The 15,877-nt window shown below is 31.3% G+C and carries 15 protein-coding genes; 10 read left to right on the top strand and 5 right to left on the bottom strand.

Going from position 1 to position 15,877, the window contains the following annotated elements; genetic code table 11:
- Positions 1 to 1,128 precede the first annotated feature (1,128 nt).
- The 8 genes from AOG55_RS04890 to AOG55_RS04855 are packed head-to-tail and all read left to right on the top strand — an operon-like array spanning position 1,129 to position 6,615.
- Entirely contained in the window at positions 1,129 to 1,455 is a 327-nt protein-coding gene (locus AOG55_RS04890; RefSeq protein WP_055040982.1) for an urease subunit gamma, read from the top strand.
- On the top strand, positions 1,448 to 1,831 hold the full coding sequence (ureB, locus tag AOG55_RS04885) for an urease subunit beta (RefSeq protein WP_055040981.1): 384 nt from the start codon (positions 1,448 to 1,450) through the stop codon (positions 1,829 to 1,831). Before AOG55_RS04890 ends, ureB begins: the two co-directional genes overlap by 8 nt.
- Positions 1,832 to 1,833: 2 nt before the next feature.
- Positions 1,834 to 3,549: an urease subunit alpha gene (gene ureC / locus AOG55_RS04880; protein WP_055040980.1), complete on the top strand. Its 1,716-nt coding sequence runs from the start codon at positions 1,834 to 1,836 to the stop codon at positions 3,547 to 3,549.
- 25 nt (positions 3,550 to 3,574) lie between these two features.
- A complete protein-coding gene (locus AOG55_RS04875; RefSeq protein ID WP_055040979.1) occupies positions 3,575 to 3,910 on the top strand; it encodes a hypothetical protein in 336 nt (111 codons plus the stop codon).
- A complete protein-coding gene (locus AOG55_RS04870) occupies positions 3,907 to 4,386 on the top strand; it encodes an urease accessory protein UreE (protein ID WP_055040978.1) in 480 nt (159 codons plus the stop codon). Before AOG55_RS04875 ends, AOG55_RS04870 begins: the two co-directional genes overlap by 4 nt.
- Positions 4,383 to 5,060, top strand: a complete 678-nt coding sequence (locus AOG55_RS04865; RefSeq protein ID WP_055040977.1) for an urease accessory protein UreF — start codon at positions 4,383 to 4,385, stop codon at positions 5,058 to 5,060. Before AOG55_RS04870 ends, AOG55_RS04865 begins: the two co-directional genes overlap by 4 nt.
- 17 nt (positions 5,061 to 5,077) lie before the next feature.
- A complete protein-coding gene (gene ureG / locus AOG55_RS04860) occupies positions 5,078 to 5,725 on the top strand; it encodes an urease accessory protein UreG (RefSeq protein WP_055040983.1) in 648 nt (215 codons plus the stop codon).
- On the top strand, positions 5,722 to 6,615 hold the full coding sequence (locus tag AOG55_RS04855) for an urease accessory protein UreD (protein ID WP_055040976.1): 894 nt from the start codon (positions 5,722 to 5,724) through the stop codon (positions 6,613 to 6,615). The genes ureG and AOG55_RS04855 overlap by 4 nt, the downstream gene beginning before the upstream one ends.
- On the opposite strand, the gene AOG55_RS04850 is transcribed toward AOG55_RS04855, so the two are convergent.
- Both AOG55_RS04850 and AOG55_RS04845 read right to left on the bottom strand, forming a co-directional pair.
- Positions 6,601 to 8,085 (bottom strand): TCP-1/cpn60 chaperonin family protein, encoded by a 1,485-nt coding sequence (locus tag AOG55_RS04850; RefSeq protein ID WP_055040975.1) that lies wholly within the window; start codon positions 8,083 to 8,085, stop codon positions 6,601 to 6,603. The genes AOG55_RS04855 and AOG55_RS04850 overlap by 15 nt on opposite strands.
- A gap of 124 nt (positions 8,086 to 8,209) precedes the next feature.
- Positions 8,210 to 9,580 carry an APC family permease gene (locus AOG55_RS04845; RefSeq protein WP_055040974.1) on the bottom strand — a complete coding sequence of 457 codons (1,371 nt, stop codon included), beginning with the start codon at positions 9,578 to 9,580 and terminating at the stop codon, positions 8,210 to 8,212.
- A 312-nt stretch (positions 9,581 to 9,892) separates the two neighbouring features.
- Between AOG55_RS04845 and AOG55_RS04840 the strand changes: the two genes are divergently transcribed.
- Positions 9,893 to 10,219 (top strand): DDE-type integrase/transposase/recombinase, encoded by a 327-nt coding sequence (locus AOG55_RS04840; RefSeq protein ID WP_156318758.1) that lies wholly within the window; start codon positions 9,893 to 9,895, stop codon positions 10,217 to 10,219.
- A gap of 585 nt (positions 10,220 to 10,804) precedes the next feature.
- Here the strand turns inward: AOG55_RS04840 and AOG55_RS04835 are convergent.
- The 3 genes from AOG55_RS04835 to AOG55_RS04825 form a co-directional block, all read right to left on the bottom strand.
- Positions 10,805 to 11,365, bottom strand: coding sequence for a thioredoxin family protein (locus AOG55_RS04835; protein ID WP_055040972.1), 561 nt, complete (start codon positions 11,363 to 11,365; stop codon positions 10,805 to 10,807).
- Between the two features lie 1,025 nt (positions 11,366 to 12,390).
- Positions 12,391 to 13,233, bottom strand: a complete 843-nt coding sequence (locus AOG55_RS04830) for an IS110 family transposase (RefSeq protein WP_055040971.1) — start codon at positions 13,231 to 13,233, stop codon at positions 12,391 to 12,393.
- Positions 13,178 to 13,555, bottom strand: coding sequence for an IS110 family transposase (locus tag AOG55_RS04825; RefSeq protein WP_156318756.1), 378 nt, complete (start codon positions 13,553 to 13,555; stop codon positions 13,178 to 13,180). The genes AOG55_RS04830 and AOG55_RS04825 overlap by 56 nt, the downstream gene beginning before the upstream one ends.
- A 522-nt stretch (positions 13,556 to 14,077) precedes the next feature.
- Here AOG55_RS04825 and AOG55_RS04820 point away from each other — a divergent pair.
- Complete coding sequence (locus AOG55_RS04820) at positions 14,078 to 15,865, top strand: APC family permease (protein ID WP_055040969.1); 1,788 nt, start codon at positions 14,078 to 14,080, stop codon at positions 15,863 to 15,865.
- The last annotated feature ends 12 nt before the right edge of the window (positions 15,866 to 15,877 follow it).

Here is a 15,877-nt window from a genome sequence, read left to right as displayed (position 1 = left end):
TGTGCTCTTCCGATCTTAAATAAAATTTGATAGAGGACTAGAATTATTATAAAGTAAAAATGAATACGCATAATTCAATTCATAAAGAAGTTCATTTAAGGATATTACAATAAAACTCAAAAACTCAAAAAATTAAAAGATTATATATTTATCAGAAATCATGAAAAAACATTATTTAGTTTTAGCTATATGAAGATATACTTATACTAAGTTGCAACACTTTTAAATTTCTATGCCTTTGATATCGGTAAAAAGTAATAGCATTATTTAACGCACAATTTCTTATCCTATTAATATTTAACAAGGTTAATACTAATTCTTCAAGCCTTCTATTAAAACTCACAGAATCACTAGAGAGTGATTAAATTGTTATAAACTTTGATATGTATAAATATCCAGTATCTTCTACATTATTGAATGGTAATAGAGATACTATCAGACAGAATTATTTATCAAAGAATTGCTGAAATTAAATTATAAAATAAGCTTTACATATATGGATATTCTTTCCTGAGATCTATTCCTATTCTTCTGTTCACTTATTATCTTTTATAAATTTTATAATTCTCTTTCTTTTATTTATGTCAATTATTTGTAAAGAATGTGGATTATTAAAGATGTAATAATATATTTCAGATTTAACATATGTTGAACCTAATAGAATGTATTTTTTATTCCCTCATTGAATAAAGTAATGTAATACCTATGTTAAGTGCATGTAGATCAAATTTTCTTGACCTTCTTGATAATGTCTAGAATGATAATATATCTTATATTCTTACTAGGGTAAGATAACTCTCATGGTCTTAGGAATATACATGACAATTTGCCTGATATATTGAATATTTGCAGAATGATGAGGATCTTAAGAACCTATTTATCTAAATATTTTCAATACCTTTCATCAGGCTATACTATATTATCTACGATTTTCATAATCAATGGAATATGTTTCATGGGCATATCCAAAAATTACATACTAATAGATAATTTTAGACAATTACAGGACTTATTATAGAATGTGAGAACCCATATTTTAAGTTTAAAATTTTGTGAATATTGCATTTAACTGAATAGTTATCTATAAAACATTAAAATGGTATTAAATGTTATTTAATTGGTGATGAAATGAAATTGGTACCTCATGAAATAGATAAAATGATGATTTATACAGCGGCGAGAATGGCTGAACGAAGAAAGGCAGAAGGGCTTAAATTAAATTACCCGGAGGCAGTCGCATTAATCGCTGACTATGTGCAGGAAGGTGCTAGGAAGGGTGAGACTGTTGCGAAATTAATGGAAGATGCCAAACATGTTGTTAGCTTAGAAGATGTAATGCCTGGGGTTGCAGATATGATCTCTCTTGTGCAGGTTGAGGCAACTTTTCCGGATGGAACTAAATTAGTGAGTGTACATAATCCAATACAACCAAAAGGAGGCGTTAAAAATGAGTGATAATCAGAAAACAGTTGGAAAGATATTTCTTGGAAGTGGTGATATAGAAACTTTTCCCAATAGAAAAAGAATAAAATTAAAAGTTAAAAATACAGGAGATAGGGGAATACAGATAGGAGCGCATTTTCATTTCTTTGAGGTTAACAGGGCAATGGAATTTGACAGATCACAAGCCTATGGAATGAAACTTGATATCCCATCAGGTACAAGCATAAGATTTGAACCCGGGGAGGAAAAGGAGGTTACTCTAGTATCATACGGTGGAAAGAACTATGTTTATGGTTTTGGTGGCCTGGTTAATGGAAGTGTAAAAGTAGAGTATAGAAAAGCATTGGCAATGCAGAAAGCTAAAGATTTAAAATATAAAGGGGTGTAATAATGAAAATAAGTAGGAAACAATATAATGATTTATATGGTCCCACAAAGGGAGATAAGGTACAGCTAGCTGATACTGATCTAGTTATAGAAATTGAGAAAGATTTAACAACGTACGGAGATGAACTTGTATTTGGCGGTGGAAAAACTTTTAGGGACGGAATGGGTTCATCACCAGGTACAACGCATGCCAAAGGTGCGTTAGATCATGTAATTACAAACGCAATAGTATTTGACCCGATGGTGGGAGTGATAAAAGCAGATATAGGAATAAGGGACGGAAAGATAGTTGGAATCGGAAAAGCAGGAAATCCTGGCATAATGGACAATGTCGATAAGGATATGGTTGTAAGCTCAAGTACAGAGGCCACATCGGGTGAGGGTTTGATTGCAACAGCAGGTTTCTTCGATACACATGTTCACATGATATCTCCACAGCAGGCATATGAAGCAATAGCCAATGGAATTACTACACATATAGGAGGTGGAACAGGTCCAGCAGATGGTACGAATGCAGTGACTACAACACCTGGTCCTTGGAATATAAGAAAAATGATGGAGGCCGTAGAGGGGCTGCCTCTAAACTGGCTGTTTCTAGCAAAGGGTAATGATTCCAAACCAGAACCTTTAATAGAAGCATTAGAGGCTGGCGCCGGAGGATTTAAAGTACATGAAGATTGGGGGATTACACCGGCCGCTTTAGATAATGCACTTACCGTTGCAGATCAGTATGATGTGCAGGTCTCAATACATACAGATTCCCTGAATGAGGCAGGCTATGTTGACGATACTAATTATATCCTAAATGGTAGAACAGTTCATACTTATCATAGTGAAGGAGCAGGTGGTGGGCATGCTCCGGACGTCATGAAACTAGTAGGTGAGCCAAACGTGCTACCTTCATCAACAAGTCCAACGAGACCATATACTGTAAATACAATAGATGAACATTTAGATATGTTAATGGTATGCCATCATCTTAATCCCGCAGTTCCAGAAGATATAGCATTTGCAGAATCAAGAATAAGAGCGGAAACCATAGCGGCAGAAGATGTTTTCCATGATCTTGGATTAATAAGCATGTATTCCTCAGACAGCCAAGCAATGGGAAGAGTTGGTGAAGTATCTACGCGTTTATGGCAGACTGCTGATAAAAATAAAAAGGAATTTGGAAAGCTCCCAGAAGATTCAAAGGACAATGATAATTTTAGAGCGCTTAGATATCTGGCCAAAGTAACAATAAATCCGGCTATTACAAATGGTATATCGGACTATATTGGAACATTAGAGAAAGATAAAATAGCAGATATAGTACTTTGGGACCCAAAATTCTTTGGTGTAAAACCAAAAATGGTATTTAAGGGAGGATTTATAGCCTATGCAATGATGGGAGATCCGAATGCATCAATACCTACTGTTGAACCCATTTATTTCAGGCCAATGTATGGTGGCTTTGGACTAGCACAATCAAGGACTTCATACATATTTACCTCAAAGGTTGCGTATGATCTTGGAATTAAATCTAAATATGGTTTAGAACATAATGTTCTACCAGTTTATAATACAAGAAATTTAACAAAAGCGCATATGGTCAGAAACAGCACAGTAGGTGATATACAGATAGACCCTGAAACACACAAAGTAAAATTTAATGGCAAACTTATAACATCGCAGCCAGCAAAACAGTTACCACTTGCTCAGCTTTATTTTATAGTGTAAGTATTTTAAATATTTTTTGATTTTTATGATTAGACACATAACTAGTTTAGAAAATACGAAGGGTAACAAAATAATAGACCCTTTAAAAGTCAAACATTGCGTTATAACTGCATTGAAAATATATGACCTGTCAGGGTTTATAGATCCAAAAACTCATTTAAACCTAGATTTATCTGAACATTTAATGAAAATAGTATATGTTGCAAAAGAATTAAAGATAGGGAGCGAAATTATCCTGAATAATAATACCTATAAATTTGTTTTAGTGGATCAATCATTTTATAAGCATTATGGACCAGTTGATACAGAAAAATTAAGTGAGGATTTAATTAAGATATATCATAAGGAGATGAAAAAATGATTAAGTTTGATAAAAAAGTGAATAATAATGAAAAAATTAAGAATATTCGCGATGTAAAAGTAAACCGTCAGGATACAATGAGAGGTCGTATTAGATTAGAGGATGTTGATAATGAGGAGATCATTATAGATTTACCTAGAGGCCAAATAATAAACAATGGAGATATTTTTGGGCCAACAAGTAATGGGACTTTTTATAGAATTAATATCATGCCTGAACCTGTGATAAAAGTAACTATTGAAACAAACGGCACAGAAAAAGATTATGAAAACTTTTTAACACTTGGGTATAATCTGGGTAATCATCATATGGAGGTTCTAATAGAAGGAAGATATGCATATGTAACAACAGGAATAGGAGTAAAAAATGTTAATGATATATTAAAGAAAATACCAGTTCCTATAGTCACACAGCTGGAAAATAGGGTTATATCAACGATTGCAACAGGATATCATGCAGGAGAGGATAAAGAATGAAAACCGATATGGAAATAAAGAATATATTAAACTTAATTAGAATTTCTGATTCATTTTTTCCAATGGGAACCTTTGCCATATCCCAAGGAATGGAAGAGCTTATAAAATATCATAAATATTCTATAAATGAGATAAGCAACATAGTGTCTTTGTATATGGAAAAAATTTGGAAAACTTCTGATATTAAGATTTTTTTATTGGCCCAGCGGTTTGTAGATGGAAACAACATTCAGGCTATTATTTCACTTGATAAATTTGCCTATTCCTCAAAGCTTACAGAAGAATTAAGGATATCTTCAACAAGAATGGGTAGGTCTCTCTTAAATGCTATAGATATTGAAAATTATGAACTTTTCAATAAATATATTTTAAAGGTTAGAAATGATGAATCACCATGTACATATCCCATAGCGCTAGCGTTTGTATCTTCTTATTTAAATATAAGGCAGTTAGGCATAACTTCAATAATTTATACAAATCTAATAGAAACAATTGCGGCACTTGTGAGGCTGGGAGAAATTGATTACATAGAAGCTCAAAAAATTCTTTATGATTTAATAAGTGATGGCAAGTTTAAAATTGAAAATGTTGATCAAATAAGTCAGAGTTTTCCAGCTGTTGATATTTATTCAATGATTCATGAAAATGATTCTAGTAGGATGTTTATTAGTTAAAAGTGGAGGTATATAAAATGGTAAGAACAGTTAGAATAGGTATAGGTGGAGCACTTGGATGTGGAAAAACAGAATTAATAGAGAAATTGGTACCAAAATTTAAAGAACTTGGATTTAAAACTGCTGTTATATCGAATGATGTATATTCAAGGGAGGATGCAAGGAGATTATCTAAAAGGCTTTCTGACTATATAGAAAACCAGGATATGATAGTTGGAATAGAAACTGGTGGATGTCCGCATACTGCAGTTCGTGATGACCCATCTATGAATATTGATGCAGCCGAAAGACTTGAAAAGGAATATCCTGATCTTGACATAATATTCATAGAATCTGGTGGTGATAACATTACTTTGACTTTTAGTCCAAGACTGGCTGATTTTTTTATTTATATGGTTGATGTTGCAGGTGGTGATAAGACAATAAGGAAAGGAGGCCTAGGAATTAAAAATTCTGATATACTTGTTATAAATAAAATTGATTTAGCTCCATATGTGGAAACAACCATACCAGAATCACCAGTTAAATCAGCTAATTTAGACTTAATGTTAGAAGATGCAAAAAAAGTAAGAGGGGATAAACCAGTCGTAATGATTTCAGCAAAAGATAATACTGGAATAGATACACTGGTTGATATAATTCGTAAGGAGGCTCTATTCAGATGAATGCTCTGGACTTTATAAAGTTAAAACCAGAAATTTTTAATGCATACGAAAAAGAAAAAACTACAATTAGTGTTGGTACTCCTGGAAAGAATGCTATTGTTAACCTAAATTTTGAAAGGTACAATGAAAGAACTTATCTTACTAATGTTTATAATACCATCCCAGCACGCGTTGTTAGGGAACTTTATTATGACGAATTTAATCCTGAAATACCATATATAATTTTCTCAAATCCGACGGGAGGTATCGTTGAAGGTGATAGATACTATTACACTATCCACCTTGGTAAAAATGCCGAAGCTTTTTTAACCGATTCAACAGCAACTAAAATTTATAAAATGGATTCAAATTACGCAAGTAGAGAAATAGAGATATTTCTAGATGAAAATTCTAGATTGGAATTCTTACAAAAAGAAAGCATTCATTTTAAAAATTCACGTTGGTATCAAAAAACTATTATACATGTGCAAAAGAACACAAAAATGTTATATTCTGATATATTTGTTCCTGGAAGAGTTGCTATGGGAGAATTTTGGGATTTCAAAATTTTTTCCAACACATTTGTTATTGAAGAGGGTGATGATATTATATTATTTGATTCATCAAATTATTTTGATAGTGATAAAAAAAACATTGGAATTATTTTTGGGAATAACAAATACCTATTAAACGCTTACTGGTATTCTGGCAATGAGGTAAAAGAAAATATTTCATTAGATGATATTGATGATGTTATTTATGGAATAACAAAGATGCCTTATAATCGTGGATATTTTATTCGCGCTCTTTCAAATAATTTAGATGCTGTAAAGAATATGCAATTAAAAATATGGAAAAATTTTAGGGAAAAAGAGGTCAATAAAAAGGTACCGTTTTTAAGAATTTATTGATTTTTCATCTTTTTTTAATATATTTTTATCTATTTTTAGGATTGTTTTTGTAATATGTACTGCCGCATTAATTGCGCTCACTTTGACAATATAAGGATCTACTATTCCATTATTTATCATATCTATGTAATCTCCGGTATCTATGTTTATTCCTATTCCATCTGGCTGTTGATTTAGCTGCATCAGCATTTCATATCCATTATAACCTGCATTTTCCAATATTTGTCTAGAAATGCTTTCAAAACCAGAGATCAGAACTTTATATCCAGGTTTTTCAATATTATTCTCAAGCATATACTTTTTTAAGAACCTAGCACAGTTTAATTCTGCTATTCCGCCACCCGGTAAAATGCCACCTTCCATCGCGAAATGGGCTGCTGAAATTCCATCAGTAAATGTCCTCATTCGTTCTTTAGACGTTTCGTCGGTAATGCCTCCAATAATTAATGTTGCTGAAACATTACCCCCAGCATTATTTAGTATTGTTAAATTATCTTCTTCGTTTAAGGATATTGAATCCATACTTTTTCTTGAAAGTTCTTTCTCCTTTAAAAGATCTAAATTGTTTAAGATTTTTAACTGTAATGCTTTTGACAGCAATGTTAATTCCTCAGTAGAAACTCTAATAATTGCCACATTTTTTTCTTCAAGATTAAATTTTAATATTTTATCTATCTCGGGTGCATTTGTTATAATTATATTAATGTTGTTTAATAATATTGTGGAAATGATCTTATTTCTGTCTTCCTCCACATTTGAAGTAATTGGTAGCTTTAACGTGTCCTTTAGAAGGCAAATAACTGGTTTATTAATATTCCTTATTACTTCAGGTTCCATCGGTAATTCTTCAATTGCAATACCATTTATAAGATGATCATTACCCAATCTCCGCAGAAGCATAATACCATTTTTTAAATCTGACCTGCCTTTAGAGTTAAGCAATCTTATGGCCTGTATAATTAAATCTGAAATAAATTTTCCATCAAGCTTGGAGGAGGTTGCAGTTTTTATAACATAATTTAAAAGAGGGTCATCCAGCGATTTTAGCTTTAAAGTTTTTTTTTGCATGTAATTTAACATAATAGGAAGTCCTTCATCTATTTCTTTTATAATTTTGGTAGGGTGGAGGTCATATTCTGATATCATTCTATAACCCTCTTTCAACATTTCTGATGCAATTATTACTGCTGATGTTGTTCCGTCACCTACTGTCATTTGTTGCATTTCTGCAATTTCAACTAGTAGTCTGCTAATTGGGTGATCAGTTTTTGTGGATACCAATGCTGTGTAACCATCATTGGTGATTATATGATGCCCAAATTGATCAGTGAGTAATTTATCTAATCCGCGAGGTCCAAGTGTTGTTCTAATTAAATCAGTCATTTCTAACGCTGCCATTACATTGCCTGCTAATGAGGTAAGACTCAAATTTCTGTTATTTTGTGTATTGTAACTTTTCTCATTTGACATGAAATTACATTTAAAAACATAATATAAATTAATCACGCCTAGCGGATATGATAATTAAAAATTATAATTATAATAAAATATAACTAATGATCGTTGATAAATATATTTTCATTATAAAAACAAATTAAATAGTTGTTGCTTTATAGTTACTCCTAGATTTATAGATAAAATACATTGATGGAAACAGCAACACAATAAATGCAATTAATAGTTCAAAATCAGAATATAATGATATTATAATAATAAAAAATATAAAAGATGCACTAAATAGTATAAGAATTCTGTAAATCCAGTGTATATGATATTTAGAATGGAAATTATTATGACCGAACCAGAAGAAATATAAACCGGTTATATTATCAAGCATAAACTCTCCAAGAAGAAAGATTCCTGCAGTACTTAATAATACAGAAAATAGAGCAAAAATTGACTTTGAAAAAACAATCAAAAAATTTATAGAAAATAGAATCATTCCTATAATAAGTATATTTAAATATGGGCTTCCACGAGGGCTTGTTTTTGAGAAAAAATTTGGTAAAAGGCCATTCCTTGACATAGCAAACCATGCTCTACTTAAAATAAATGACGTTAACCATAGAGAGCTTGCAGTGGAAACAATAACTGCAATATCAATTATATAAGAATATTTTGGTATAACTGCTGTAGACCAAAGAAATAATGGGTCAGCACTGTTAGATAGTTTAACCAGTGGGGTTTCAATTAACATTAATGGCATCACAATCAAATAGATTGCCATGACAAATATTAAACCTATTATTCCACTAAGTCCTGGCCATTCATGTGGGTTTTTAGATTCTTCTGCCGCATATGAATCTATTTCCCACCCATCCAGTATTGTTGCAGCCACAACCATTGTTAAAAATAAGCCTGTTATATTGGGGTGCAGATTAAAAAACCAAGAGTAAGAAAATGTATTTATGATATGTGATGGTAAATAGTATATTCCTATGACTATAAAGCTGATCACAATAAAAAGTTCAACCCCTAAAAAAATTTCAGTAAATTTCGCTGTAGGTTTGGTTCCAAGAATTAATATTAATATGGCTAAAAATATCCAAAAAGAGCTTATGAAAAATAATAATAATGTATTATTTAAGGCTTTAAGTCCTAGTAACTTAATAGAAACAAGGAAGTCTATGGTATATTCTCCTGCCGGGATAACTATTGGAGGAATAGAAAATAAATAAGCCAATGTAACTACCCATGCCTGAAATCCACCAAACGTCCTTCCAATTATTCTTAATCCCCAATGATAAGATGCACCTGCATTAGGATAATGCTTATTTAAGCTTCTAAACACTAGCGAAGAAATTAGAAAGGGGATGAATAATAGTATAACGCCCATAATGCTATTTGTACCTGAATAAAATACCATAACTCCAAATGCTGCAGCTATACTAAATGCAGGAGCAATACTTGAAGTTGATAGGGGAATTAGGTCTAAAATATGTAGTACTTCAGTTTTTAGTGTCACACATTTTAAAATTTAATGCCATAAATAGGTGTTATGCATTTAACGTTTAGCATATTTAATTAATAGTTATCGATATATTCTGGAATTAACAGAATAACTTACTATTATAATGTTATAGATAAAACGATAGAACTATGCAATGAAAGACTAACCTGTGGAGGTAACATGGTCTAGGCATTATTAAGGAATTCAGGCATAAGAATAGCCAAAAAAACAGTACATAAAATAATAAAGAATAATAATCTAACCTTGCCATTGCATAATCATAAAAATAAAAGTGAATTGAAATTACTAAGGGATGATAAATCTGAAATGCTTATTGAGACAAATATTACATATATACCTACCAATAATGGAAAGACATATTTAATGTGCATTAAGGATGCATTCTCAAAAGAATGGTATGGCTGTAATTATAATACATCATGTACTTCCAAGAATGCAATAAATGCATTAGATGATGCAATTATAAGGAAATTCAATGGGAATATACCAGATAATATTACATTAAGAACTGATAATGGCCCACAGTATATTTCCAGAGAATTCAACAACTGCCTTAAAATAATGGGAATCAACCATGAATACACAGAAAAAGAAACACCTGAGGAGAATGGAGATATAGAAAGGCTTTCATAATTCAATTAAGACAGATTACATATGGGTAAATAAAATCAGTAACTTCAATGAAGGCAAAATAATAATAGAGAACGCATTCCATGATTATAACAATATAATACATTCAACATTGGATTACTATTTACCCTTACAATTTTTAGATAAATGGAACAATGACAGCGGCTTCAGGGAATATTACAGGGGATTCTTAAAGAATCTTAAGGACAGCTATAAAAGGAGTAAACACAATTATTATAAGAGGTCGATGATAAATGTCTCATGAAATGGAAAGATTTTTGATTAAGATTCACGATTCAACATCACTCATGGTTCCTGATGAATATCCCTGAGGATCTGTATATTCCTATCATCGGGAGAAACTATATTATCTATGATTTCCATTATCGATGGGATATGTTTAGATGGCATATCTCAATATTTTAATTATGTTAATAATATTCGATGCTTGTCTAACTATTATGGAAATATGAGACATCATTTATTTAATATACCTTTAACTGTTTATATCATAACTGAAATTAAAACACTGTGTAAATTTGACATTGCAGGACAAGATTTAAGTATTGGAAACTGGTGGCATACAAATTATTCATATAGTTTATTTAGAGAACTAAGTATATGCATACATAATAAAGATTCTTCATGAAAACCTATTAATTTGTATTCCTCATTTATAATAAGTGTTGGTACTGCTTCAATATCATATTTCTCTATAATTTCTGGAAAATTAAATACATTTACTATACTCAGGTTAATATTTTTATTTAAAACAACAAATTCACCTAATAACTCCCCCATCCTTTTACAATATGGGCATTCAGGGGTTACAAATAATTTTAAATTTGTCTGTGTATTTACATTTGCTATGCAATTTTTTGTATTTGGTATTAAATTAGTAGTACCTGTTACTATGTAATATATAATTTTTTTAAAAGCCTCATTTTCCTTACCTTCTGGAATTCCATAATACACAAAAGTATTTCCTTTTTCTAATGTGAATGCTACCGCGGGTTCTAATGCTATTTTTAGATTTTTGTATTCATCTGAGCGGTTATCTCGTTTTAATATTCTCAGATCGAATCTTTTTACATATTCTTCTAATTGGTTAGACTTTTCATCATTGTTTAAAAAAATATATGCATACATATTTCTTTCATCTTATTTCATTATTTAAATATTTTTTATATTGTTTAAATATTTAAGTATTTAAACATTATATTATAGACCTCCATTCTGAATTGAGTGTCTATATGAACATTGTAATATAGAAAAGAAAATTAAAGAAAGGATACATTCATGCATTGGTGCCTATTCATTATAAGTGATACAATATAACAGACAATACAGCTACATATGATAAAATGTAGCATTTTAAATAATTAGACCTCTATGAATCTATAATTATATTTAGGTGTTGCATGCAATTTCTTTGATATATGATTATATCTTCAATAATCCACAGTATATAAACTATGTTGCATAATTGTTATCCTCATTAGTAGGCTTCCTTTAGTTTGTGTTAAATTCATTATAAAAATATACCTTTAATATCATTTTCTGAATTCATCTATTTAGGCCTTACGGCCCTTATTTTTTCACAGAATAATCTCTTTATTCCTGACAAGTATCGCTTTCTTATTTTTATGCCATTTATTTCCTAGGCAATCTTCCTCGATGTTATTTTAAATCAAGAAGAGTCTATTGTTAATATTACATTATTATATATTTCGGGAACAATCTTTCTTATACTTCTGTATATAGATGTAAATGTTATTCCTGGGAATTTATATATTTTTGGATATATTATGCATTATAGATTCTAATATCCTAAATTCTCTTTTGTATAACTCCATTAGCCTTGCCATATACAATATCATTATACCTGAACCTTAAAGGATCTTACTTTTTTATAATTTTTTTCCTTTAAAAGGTTCCTTTATCTCTTTAATACGCTGTTATCAAGAAAATATTAATTGCGTTTGTATGTTTTAGAATAATTTTTATCTATAACTGAAATACTGATTATCTTTTTATATTCCTGTTAGATTCAAAGCTGATTGATTTTGATGTCATAAAAATCTAAATTCCCTGTATTTAAAAGTATAGGGAATTTATCTTTAATTTTGAGTTTTATTAAAATGAATTATGCAACTCCTATGAAAAACCTATATTTAACATTTCTTTATCCCTCTCCGGTATATTAAATTTGCTGAATCACCATGCACATTCCCATCGTTAGCAATTTTCCTCATATTGTTTATTTTCTTCAATGATAAGTCTTCTAATTTCTTGAAATAAAGTTCATCAGGATTTAACATTTCCTTTCTTTCCTGATCAACAAACTTTACATTGTTTTTTAACATTGAATATATTGTTTCTGCTAATATCCTTGCTATGGCTATTATAGACCTCTTCTTTCCCAATCTTCTTACTATGCTCAAATACTTGGATCTGAACTTCTTTGTATATTTTATCAATGAATGCACTGTTTCAACCAAAAAGAATCTTAATAATGATGGCCCATGCTTGGTTATATGGCCTTTTATTATTCTTTCACCTGATGAATATTCACTTGGTATTAGCCCGGTGTATGAGGCAAACTTAAGCTTATTATCAAATCTGTTTACTGTTCCTATTTCTGATAATATACCTGCTGCTGTGTAGAAGTTTATTCCTGGAATTGTCATTAACAATTTTATGTTATCATTATTTTTTGATAATAATGATATTTCTGTTTCTATTTCCTTTTCCCTATTCTTTATGAATGATATGTCATTTAATAATGATCTTAAAACTATTCTATCAGAATAATTAAGATTATTATAATTACTCTCTATTTCTTTTAATCCCTTCTTTCCAAATGGGTCTGTCGCCTTAATTATTATTCCATATGATGTTAACAATGCATGTATTTTATTTTTCTTTAAAGTCAATTCTTCTCCAAGCGAATGCCTGTATCTAACCAATGACCTGATATTCTCTATTTCCTCTGATGGAATATATATTTCCTTCATTCCTCCCATTCCTGAATACATCTGCAAGCTGGAATGAATCCTCCCTGTCAGTCTTCTTATAATTATTATATATCTCAGGAACCTTAGAGGGATTTATTAAATGTATCTTATAGTTTAATTTTAATAATTCCTTACAAAGGTATTTACCGGATGTTGATGATTCTATTACAATATCATGGTTCTTATAATCCGATAAAAACTTATTGACTGTCTCCATATTATTTTCCATATTTCTCTGGATAATAATATCTCCATTATCATTCATTACCGTAGCATATACGGAACGTTTATGTACATCCAAACCAATTACTATATTAATCACCTCCTAGTGGTTCTGTGAGATTCAGAATCGAAGACTCGACAAGCTCCTATTCACCTTACTGGATATTAATAAGGTAAGAAATCGAGTCGAAGGGCGGCTATTCTAACTAACGGCCTCAAGGGTCAAGTTGCATAACAACCGCCTCCGATTCTCACAGCTATATCGTCATATAGCTGAGGCTAAATAAGGTTTTTCATGATTTCTAACTTCAGTATATATTATTTTTTATAAATAATAAGGGAAATGATATTGTTAATGATAGATTAGCATATAAAAGTAAGATGTGGGAATAGTAATTATGATACAGTTATAGCATAAACAATGATTACATATAATTTCATTGTAATGATAGATAATAGTGTGGAATCTAGGTAAAATAATGTATATAGATAATTTACTTATATTCAGATACCTTAACTTTGTCTATATATTTGTTATGATTATATAGGAACTAATATCTAAATTAGATAAAGCATAGCATGATTCAAAAAAAATATAAATATCATGGAGAGTTAACCAATAATGAATTCTAATATGAAAAATGCACCCAAATTACGAAAATCGCTATCATCAGTTGATATATTTTTAATAAGTTTCACTGGCATGGTTGGATCAGGCTGGTTGCTTGGAGTACTGGCCGGCCCAGCATACGCGGGTCCTGCATCCATAATAACATGGGTTGTTGCAGGACTCTTTTTTATTGTCCTTGCCCTGGTATTCAGTGAGCTTGGTACAATGTTTCCATATACCGGCTCGCTTGTAAGATTCAATGAATTTTCCCATGGCCCTGTAAGCAATTTTTACCTTGGCTGGGCCTATACAATTGGAGCCATAGCCACGCCTCCTGTTGAGGCCGCCGCACTAACAAGTTTTATCAGCAGTTATGTTCCGGATCTTTATAATTCATCTATTTCCCTGTTAACCCCGCTTGGTGTTATTTTTGCACTGGCGTTACTTGGCATATTTATATTAATACAGTATATAGGTGTAAATGTTTTTGGTAAATCCAATGCTGTAATGACATGGTTTAAAATGGCAGCTATTATATTAACAATAATAATGATTGTGGCATTTATATTCCACCCAAAAAACTTCTTTAATATGCCACATGGATTTTTGCCATATGGCAGTTCATCCATATTTGCTGCAATGGTTCCTGCAGGCGTAATATTTTCATATGAGGGTTTCAGGCAGGGTCTTGATTACGCTGGGGAAACAAAGAATCCTAGGAAATCCGTGCCAATTGGCATGATTTCCGCAATGCTTGCCGCAATGGCCACATATATATTACTTCAGATTGTTTTTATTGCATCCATAAACTGGTCAGCCGCAGGAGTACCACCTGGTGACTGGAGCCAGCTGCTGACATCAACATGGTCTGCAAATCCATTCTATTATGCATTTAATTCAACAGGTGTTTATTTCCTTGTTGGATTCTCAATATTCCTAATTATAGTGGCAGTAATATCATCTGCGTCCACACTTGGAGTTTATGTTGGTTCATCCGCAAGGTCATTATACGGTATGAATAAAATTGATTATTTTCCAAATATCTTCGGAAGATTGCATCCAAAATTTAGAACACCTTGGGTATCATTACTTATAACATTTATTATCGGTGCATTATTTTTGCTGCCGTTCCCAAGCTGGTATGCACTTGTTGGAATAAATTCTTCATTTACAGTTTATGCCTATCTTGCTGCAGGCATAACAAACACATCCCTAAGAAAGACTGCACCAGAGATACACAGAGAATTCAAAACACCTTTCCTGGGCATTATGGCACCAATAGGATTTGTCATAGCCTCACTCCTTGTTTATTTTTCAGGATGGAGCATAGTAAGCTTGCTGCTTTTAATAGTTAGCGGTGGATTACCATTATTCCTTTTAAGCCCATATGGCAGACGGACATTCAGTATATCACTTAAAACTGCAATTGTTTACTCTATTATATACTGGATAATTTTTATCTTCATAGGAGTCATTTATGCGCTTTCACTGTTACCATTCTATATGTACTTTTCAATTTATGCAATTGTTACAATATTAACACCACTTAGTCTCTACATAATTTCAGGTAAAACTGCACATCGCGCATTAAAAGCATCAATATGGGTTGTATCATATAATATAATACTTGGGATAATGTCATACTATGGTTCACTTGGCATAAATTATATAATATATCCTTATGACTATATAATATTTGCAATATTAAGCCTTGCCATATATTTTGTTGCAACAAATACAGGATATCATACCCAAAAACTAAAGGACTACCAGGCTGCTAATGGTGCAACCGATGAATAAATATTATAAAAA

This window comes from Acidiplasma cupricumulans, from assembly GCF_001402935.1.
GTDB lineage: Archaea > Thermoplasmatota > Thermoplasmata > Thermoplasmatales > Thermoplasmataceae > Acidiplasma > Acidiplasma aeolicum.
The sequence above is the reverse complement of the archived record's forward strand: the minus strand, read 5'-3'. Positions and strand labels throughout refer to the sequence as shown.